Annotated in this window: 2 protein-coding genes; both read left to right on the plus strand. The window is 39.7% G+C overall.

Annotation, left to right across the window (positions count from 1 at the left end; all coding sequences use genetic code 11):
* The coding region (locus QCB45_RS11440; protein ID WP_279421186.1) for a vWA domain-containing protein at positions 1-2,594 on the plus strand (2,594 nt) is incomplete at its 5' end.
* Between the two features lie 468 nt (positions 2,595-3,062).
* Positions 3,063-3,901 (plus strand): retention module-containing protein (locus tag QCB45_RS11445; protein ID WP_279421188.1); only part of this gene is annotated, 839 nt, incomplete at its 3' end.

Below are 3,901 nucleotides of genomic sequence, written 5' to 3' on the forward strand. Positions count from 1 at the left end.
TGTTGGGCACGAGCAGTGTTGATACCACGATCCTGGATAATGATGCTCATGTTTATTCTGTTGAGACAACGAGCGAATCTGTTTATGAAGCTGGTTTGATTAGTTCTACAGATAATTCTGAGTCTACAACGGGTACATTTAAGGTTTCCTCAACGGCTGGAGTCGATAAAGTCACTGTTGGTGGTGTCTTAATTATTGATTCTGGCGCGCTGTTAACTAATATTAATCCTATTCCAACAGGAGAGGGCCAATTAACAATCACTGCGTTTGATAGTAATACGGGTGTAATTTCATATGAATATACGCTTAGTGCTTCTCAAACCCATCCAGATGCAGATGGTAAGAACTCTATTACGGATAGTGTTGCAGTTGTGATGACTGATGATCTAAGTGCAACCGCTACAGCTGATATCGATATTACAATTGTTGATGATGTTCCTGTCGTAAATGGTGATTTAACAATCAATTCAGTAAATGATGGTTTGATTTCGGAATCAGGCGCTATGCCTGTCTACATTCCTGCTGATGACACAACTTTGACTTGGGATTTGTCTACTAGCCAGATTCCAAGCCCATTGTATATAGACGGTAAGGAAGTGACAGTTTCTGTTGATTCCAGCACTAATAATGTTATAGGTACCATTGATAATGGAAATACCGTTGTATTTACACTGGATGCAAACCTTGCTGATGGTAATGGTTCAACCTATGACTTTAGTATGACTGGTAATGCGACGCTTGGTGTGGTGTCAACCGCAACTGCGTTTGATGTGATTAGCGGGGGTAATACTGATACAGCGACTTTCAATTTCACCGACGATACAACAGGTAAGGTGTTCGCCACAGCCACAGTTACATCTAGTGACAATGATGCGACGGATTCTGACACAGTTAATACCCGTGATAAGTACATTGGTGTTGATAATAACTGGATTGAAGGTAAATACGGCAATGAGTTGAAATTTGATTATGGCACTGATCAGATTAAAGAGGCTAAGTTCTCCTTAAATGGATTAGATTCTGGAGAAACGGCCGTATGGACTGCACAGGCTGTAGATAAGGATGGTAATAACATTACTTTGAGCGGAACTGTTGCTGGTACTGGTAACGGTGGTGCATCAACAAATGATGAGTACTTTAGTATTGACGCTCCTCAGGATGGCTATATCACTTCAATTACCTTTGAAGCAGACGGAAATGATGATTATCGTCTTGGATTTGAAGGGTTGACGGTTGTCGATTACAAAGCTGATCTGGACATGAGTTTCGACTATACGCTAACAGATAGTGATAATGATTCAGCAGACGGCAGCATTAATATTGGTTTGACCGGGACAGGCTACGCTACAACGACAGGCAATTCTGTGCCAAACTCAATGGATGAAATTGTTGCGCTTGATGTTGCGGATACGAGTACCAATTTGACTTTTATAGTTGATGTCTCTAGTAGTATGAGTGATACGGATATCTCTCTGTCCGAACAGGCAATCAATAGCATTATTAGTCAATACAATCAGCTTGGTGATGTAAAAGTAAATATCATTCAGTTCTGGAAAAATAGTTCTGAAGCGACAGGTTGGCAAGATGGTTCAACGATTAATGCGAACAATGCATTGTATCGAGACAAAGCCGGTACAGACCCTGAGCAGGGGCTGAGGAAGGCTGTTGAAAGTTATAATGGAACCCAACCAGTTGCAGATCAGGATGTGGTGATTTATATGGGAGATGGAAGCCCATATGATAATTATTTGAAAGACTATAATTCTTATATGTCTACGTGGCAGAACTTTGCAAATAATGTAGTGGATGAAGTTAAAGCTTTCGGTATCAATACATCTAGTTTAGATATGTTGAATGACTCTGGTTCAATCCCCAATATGCTTCCAACTGGAAGTTCTGCAGTTTATGTGAATAACATAAATGACTTCCAATCAATTGTATCTGATATTGCTGAAGCCCAAGTTTCCGGCACTGTTTTGGATAATATTGAGGGAGGTGATGCTCCGATTACAATAGATAGCATTGTTGTTGATAATCAGACTTATACTTCTGCGGATTTCCCTGTAAGCGGGGTGGCCATTGGTGGTGATGGAACTTTGAAGTTTGATTTCTCTACAGGGGATTATTCCTATAGTGCTAAAGCTTCGGAGTTTAATGCGGATACAGTGAAAACCTTCTCTGTGAATGCATCTGATTCTGATGGTGATGTAACGAGTCTTGACGTTGATATTAATATCAATGAATCCGGAATGAGCTTCTTGTACGGTTCAGATAATGATCCTGAGCAGTTCGTTATTGGAAGCATTGGAAGTGAAGTGACTATAGAAAACTTTGACAGTGCCAGTGATGCATTGGATTTAAGTGAGGTTATTACAGACAGTGATGCAGATGTTGCTGCAAATACGCTGTCTGCTTACTTAGATCTAGCCTTTGTGGACACAGATAATGATGGTCAGGCGGATAGTAATCGATTGTTGATCGACGCGGATGGTGATAGTTCTACCACTAATGATGTCACAACGGTTTATATTCAAGATGATCAGAATACGGAGTTGAATATCAGTGACTTGAAAATTGATTATCAAGATCAATAACTTTCGATAAGCCTAATGATTTTAAAGCGCCTTTAATGGCGCTTTTTTTATGTTTTTTTCTATCTAGTTGATAGCCTCTCGGTATTAAAAACCACTAGTGTTGATACGATTGATTAGATTCGTCCAATCAGGATTTGAATTAAGGTTAATGCCTTTGTGTTGACGTATCATCTGTTTCATCGTTGAATGACTCAACACCTCTTAAGAGTTAAATAATGTTGATGACCATAAACAATCATTATTTAAAAGCACTTCTTTAGGTCTTTTTTGTACCTAGTCTATTGGTATTAAAAAAACCATTATCTTTAAAATCAATCAATTAAGTTAGACCAACCTCTTATTTGATAATTAATTGTACGTAAGTACAGTAGACAATCTTTTTTTTCACATTAGTATATACGATAAATAGATAATAAATTTTACGTAGGGCATAAAGTATGTGTCCTGCTACATCAATGGAGATGTCGTATGTCAGTCGTTGCAGGAAAAGTTAATGCAGTAAAAGGAATTGTTCAAGCCATTGATTCGAATACAGGACAAATTCGCTTACTTTCGGTTGGAGATGAGGTTTTTGTTGACGATGTGATTGTCACCTCGTCACAAGGAGGAGTAAATATAACGCTCCAAAATGGGGAATTATTAACCTTGGGACGAAGCATGGAAATGCTTCTAGATGAAGATGTGGTAGGAAGTCAATCTGATGCCGTAACGGAAAATTGGATCGGAATGGATGCTTTAAAGCAAGCGATCTTAGAAGGTAATATTGACTTAGAGAAGCTAGAAGAGCCTGCGGCTGGTGAAGTGGTATCAAGTGCCAGTGATGGCGGTGAGCCGTTGGTAGAAAGATTGGCTTCTGCTGGTGAAGTGACGAGTGGTTTTGATACTTCAGGAATAAGCATAACTTCTACATCTAGAACGTTTCAGACTGGATTTGAACCGCCGATAGATGCCCTAATTTCAATAAGCAGTAAAAGTGGTTTCCAAAATATTGTAGAAGGTGAGGCTTCAGCCCCATTTACAGTCAGTGTTGATCAGTTACCGGAAAACGTCCTTGAAGACATTATTGTCAACCTCGTTTACAGCGGTACGGCAGAAGACGGTAAGGATTTTACCGGTGTAACTCAAGTGATTATTAAGGCTGGTACTAACAGTGTTAACTTCACGATCGACACGATTGATGATGCGCTAGCGGAAGGTTCTGAAAATTTTACAATTAGCATCTTATCGATTGACGATAATGGCCAGTTCAGAACAGTTGATGTTGACGGCTCGGCTAGCAGCGTCGACAGCACGATCACCGATGAAAC

The organism is Thiomicrorhabdus sp. ZW0627, assembly GCF_029767005.1.
Lineage (GTDB): Bacteria > Pseudomonadota > Gammaproteobacteria > Thiomicrospirales > Thiomicrospiraceae > Thiomicrorhabdus.